Source organism: Cyclobacterium sp. L-R, from assembly GCF_056859355.1.
Map to the genome: position 1 here is coordinate 1 of NZ_JBSXOH010000019.1, position 2,381 is coordinate 2,381.

Sequence of the window (2,381 nt, forward strand, 5' to 3'; positions counted from 1 at the left end):
TTGTTGAACGAATCCTGCTAAGGCAGGAAGCCGGCAGTTGTTGCCGTTTCTTCCTACATTAGACTTATCGTTAATATTAAACATTTTAAGCTATGAAAAAAAAAGCAATCTATCATTGAAAAAGCCTGTGAAAATGTGCCAGGCTATGATTTACAGCTCAAAAGACTCCGAAGATCAATAACCATTTCGGGGAAAAGTCAGAGCACTCTCAATAATTACGCCCGATGCCTGGCCCATATGGGACTACATCTCAACTCTGATCTGCTTGAACTTGACGACGAAGTCATACAGGACTACCTCCATTTCCTCAAGCGTAAGCACAATACTCCCTCCGACAGTTTCTTTAAACACACCGTTTACGGACTGCGCTACCTTTTTCGAATCTTTGACCGAAAAGAAAGCAGCGTCATTCTGCCCTCCATCGAACGACCAAAAAAACTCCCTGTCGTCCTTAGCCAGCAAGAGGTTAAGGAGCTATTAAAGGCTCCAAAGCTACTCAAACATCGCCTAATCCTTGCTTTACTTTATGGCTGTGGACTACGGAACTTTGAATGTTGTAAACTCAAAATAACGGATATCGATCTTGACCGAAAAATGCTCCATATCCGGGAAGGGAAAGGCCGAAAAGACCGATATGTTCCTCTCTGCGATCTTCTGGCAAGAGGAATTAAAACTTATTTGGAAGTAGAAAAACCTGTCGATTATCTCTTTAACGGCAAAAACAGTGCAGGTGAACCTGTTCCCATTAGTGCAAGGGGTGTGCAGTGGGCCGCACGTGAAGCCAGACGAGCTAGTGGTATACTCAAGCAAGTTACCGCTCACTCTCTTAGGCATAGCTATGCTACCCACCTACTTGAGATGGGCACTGACATCTTTACGCTCAAAGAACTCCTCGGCCATGTCGATATCAATACTACTTTAGTCTATCTCCATGTGGCAAGGGTTGGCAGGCAGGCTCCTTTTAGTCCATTGGAGAAACTTTATGAGGGATAAGCATTCTGCCTGTCAGCTTGCTGATATTATCAGAGCCTTACACAACGATATTCCTGCAATAGCTCCCAATGCTTGGAAAGCCCGTACCCTCTATGCGCTGATGCGTTGCCGAACCGCTGAGATGGGAGGGCATATTGATCGTTGCGATAATCCTGATTGTAAAAAGCTACACCTGAGTTATAACAGTTGCCGAAACAGGCACTGCCCACGCTGCCAGGGACACCTACGTGAACGGTGGATCCAGAATAGGGAAAAGGATCTGTTGAATGCGTCTTACTTTCATGTCGTGTTCACCTTGCCTGACACGCTCAATGAATTAGCATTGACCAAGCCTTCTGAGCTTTACCACCTGCTGTTTCAAACCGCATGGTCAGTCGTCAGGGACTTTGCTGCCAACCCCAAGTTGCTAGGTGCAAAGACTGGAATGGTAAGTGTGTTACATACATGGGGGCAGAACCTAAGCTTACACCCTCATCTGCACTGCATTGTTCCTGCTGGTGGTCTAACACCTTCCGGTAAATGGAAGGCTTCTCTCTCCAAAGGGCGATTTCTTTTTCCGGTAAAGAAAATGTCTACCGTATTCAGGGCAAGAATGGTGCAGGCACTTAGGGAAAAGAAGTTGTTGACCCCGAACACTGCAAGGCAATTGTTCTCCAAGAAATGGGTCATCTATTGCAAAAAACCATTCTTCGGCCCAAAACAGGTTATTGAATACCTAGGTAGGTATTCTCACAAGATTGCCATTAGCAACCAACGGATCAAATCACTTCAAAACGGTGAGGTTCAATTTACGGTAAAGAACTACCGGAAAGAAGGCAAAAAAGAAACTTGTAGGTTAACAGCTCGTGAATTCCTAAGAAGATTTTCATTACATATCTTACCCAAGGGTTTTACCCGCATCAGACATTATGGAATCCTGGCCAGTGCCTTCAAGGCAACACATAAGGTCAGTATCGACAGGCAGATAGGTCAGGTCGTAATAGAAGTAGGGGAAAACCCTACTCCCCTGCTCAGAAAGTGCCCTTGTTGCAAAACGGGAGAACTGCATACAGTGGCATGCTTTGATCAAAGGGGGCCACCAGCCAACTGGTTTAACAAAATCAGGAAGCAAAATAATGAGCTCCAGCTAGCTTAATGGGACAAGTATGCCCAAACGGTAAAAACAGCCTCAAATTAGCTCCAAAATACTTTCACTTATAAATAATAGCTACTAAAAAGAGGACCCCTAAGCCAAAGAACAATATTAAATCAGCAACTTTTTCATTCTCCTACAGCTAAAAAAACAAAAAGAGAAAACCATTCCCCATAGTAATCCTAATTCCCAACACCTTTCGTTCAACACTGCATTCAGACTAGGCTGTTCCAGCCGTCAGAATGCTTAGTTATTG

General features: G+C 44.4%; 2 protein-coding genes. Both read left to right on the top strand.

Annotation, left to right across the window (positions count from 1 at the left end; all coding sequences use genetic code 11):
• Positions 1 to 237: 237 nt before the first annotated feature.
• Positions 238 to 993 carry a tyrosine-type recombinase/integrase gene (locus AC13EX_RS01165; RefSeq protein WP_482891213.1) on the top strand — a complete coding sequence of 252 codons (756 nt, stop codon included), beginning with the start codon at positions 238 to 240 and terminating at the stop codon, positions 991 to 993.
• The gene (locus tag AC13EX_RS01170) at positions 983 to 2,128 is read left to right on the top strand and encodes an IS91 family transposase (protein WP_482891214.1); all 1,146 of its coding nucleotides are present in this window, start codon (positions 983 to 985) and stop codon (positions 2,126 to 2,128) included. Before AC13EX_RS01165 ends, AC13EX_RS01170 begins: the two co-directional genes overlap by 11 nt.
• Positions 2,129 to 2,381: the final 253 nt, after the last annotated feature.

Coding starts and splice junctions, on each gene's coding strand:
- AC13EX_RS01165 (WP_482891213.1), top strand. CDS start 238: ATGGGACTACATCTCAACTCTGATCTGCTTGAACTTGACGACGAAGTC.
- AC13EX_RS01170 (WP_482891214.1), top strand. CDS start 983: ATGAGGGATAAGCATTCTGCCTGTCAGCTTGCTGATATTATCAGAGCC.